This window comes from Azospirillum sp. (assembly GCF_050789165.1).
In genome coordinates, this window is record NZ_JBOZRT010000087.1 from 1 (window position 1) to 1,534 (window position 1,534).

The following is a 1,534-nucleotide window of genomic DNA, read 5'->3' on the forward strand; positions in this document are numbered from 1 at the left end:
ACCGCCCTCGTGATTTCTGCACACGCCGCGGATTTCGTCTGGCGCTGCGGCGGTGCCATCGCGCTGCATGCGGCGCTCGGCTACAAGGTCACCGTGGTTTGCCTGTCCTTCGGCGAACGCGGCGAATCCGCAAAGCTCTGGAAGCAGGCTGGCATGACACTCGACCGCGTCAAGGCCGCTCGCCGCGCCGAGTCCGAACGCGCCGCGGAAGCGCTCGGCGTACACGATCTCGTCTGCCTCGATCTCGGCGACTATCCGCTGGAACTCAGCCGCGACGACAAGAACCGGCTGGTCGACATCATTCGCAAGGTACAGCCGCGCTTCATGCTGTCGCATTCGCAATACGATCCCTACAATACCGACCATATGTATGCGACCCAGGTGGCGCTGGAATGCCGGATGATCGCCCAGGCCTGGGGCCACAATCCGGGAGAAAAGGTGCTCGGCGCGCCGCAGCTCTACCTGTTCGAGCCGCACCAGACCGAACAGATGGGCTGGAAGCCGGACACCTTCCTCGACATCACGCCGGTCTGGGAGAAGAAGCGCGCCGCCATCGAATGCATGGAAGGCCAGGAGCATTTGTGGGAATACTACACCCGCGTCGCCATCAACCGCGCCAATCACTTCACCCGCAATTCCGGCGGCCAGGCCGGCGGCCGGGCCTGCAAGTACGCGGAAGGCTTCCAGTCGATTTTCCCGCGCACCGTCGACGAACTCTAAAGGGAGAGCGAGCCATGGAACCCTGTTTTGACATCGCCCACCTCGCCCATGTCGAGATGTATACCGACAAGTTCGAGGAAAGCCTCGACTTCTTCACCCGCGTCTACGGCCTGAAGCTGTCCGGCCAGGACGAGACCTCGGCCTATCTGAGGGCCTGGGACGACTACGAATACTGCTCGCTGAAGCTGACCAGGTCGCACACCACCGGCGTCGGCCACATTGCCTATCGCGCCTCCAGCCTTGAGGCGCTCGAGCGGCGCGTCAAGGCGATCGAGGCTTCCGGATACAAGGTCCACGGCTGGATCGACGGCGATCTCGGCCATGGCCCGGCCTTCCGCTTCGAGGACCCGTTCGGCCACGTCTTCGAGATCTACTGGGACACAGTGAAATACCAGGCGACCGGCGCCGACGCGCCGGCGCTGAAGAACACCGCTTCCGCCTTTACCGGGGCGGCCCCACGCCGCCTCGACCACCTCAACCTCCTGTCCTCCGACGTGTCCGAATTCCGCCGCTTCATGGAGACCTGCCTCGGCAGCCGCGTCACCGAGATCATCCAGCTCGACAATGGCCGGATCGGTGGATGCTGGTTCACGATCAACAACAAGACCTATGACCTTGCCTGCACCGAAGAGCATGGCGGTGGCGTCGGCCGCCTGCACCACGTCACCTATGCGACCGACCAGCGCGAGGACATCCTGCGGGCCGCCGACATCTTTCTGCAAAACGGCATCCACATCGAGACCGGGCCGCACAAGCACGCCGTCCAGGGCACCTTCTTCCTCTATGTCTGGGAGCCGGCCGGCAACCGCGTCGA

At 63.8% G+C, this 1,534-nt stretch carries 2 protein-coding genes; both read left to right on the forward strand.

Going from position 1 to position 1,534, the window contains the following annotated elements:
* Positions 1-720: PIG-L deacetylase family protein (locus tag ACRWK7_RS18995; protein ID WP_431857855.1), on the forward strand; the 720-nt coding region annotated here is incomplete at its 5' end.
* A 14-nt stretch (positions 721-734) separates the two neighbouring features.
* Positions 735-1,534: VOC family protein (locus ACRWK7_RS19000; protein ID WP_431857856.1), on the forward strand; the 800-nt coding region annotated here is incomplete at its 3' end.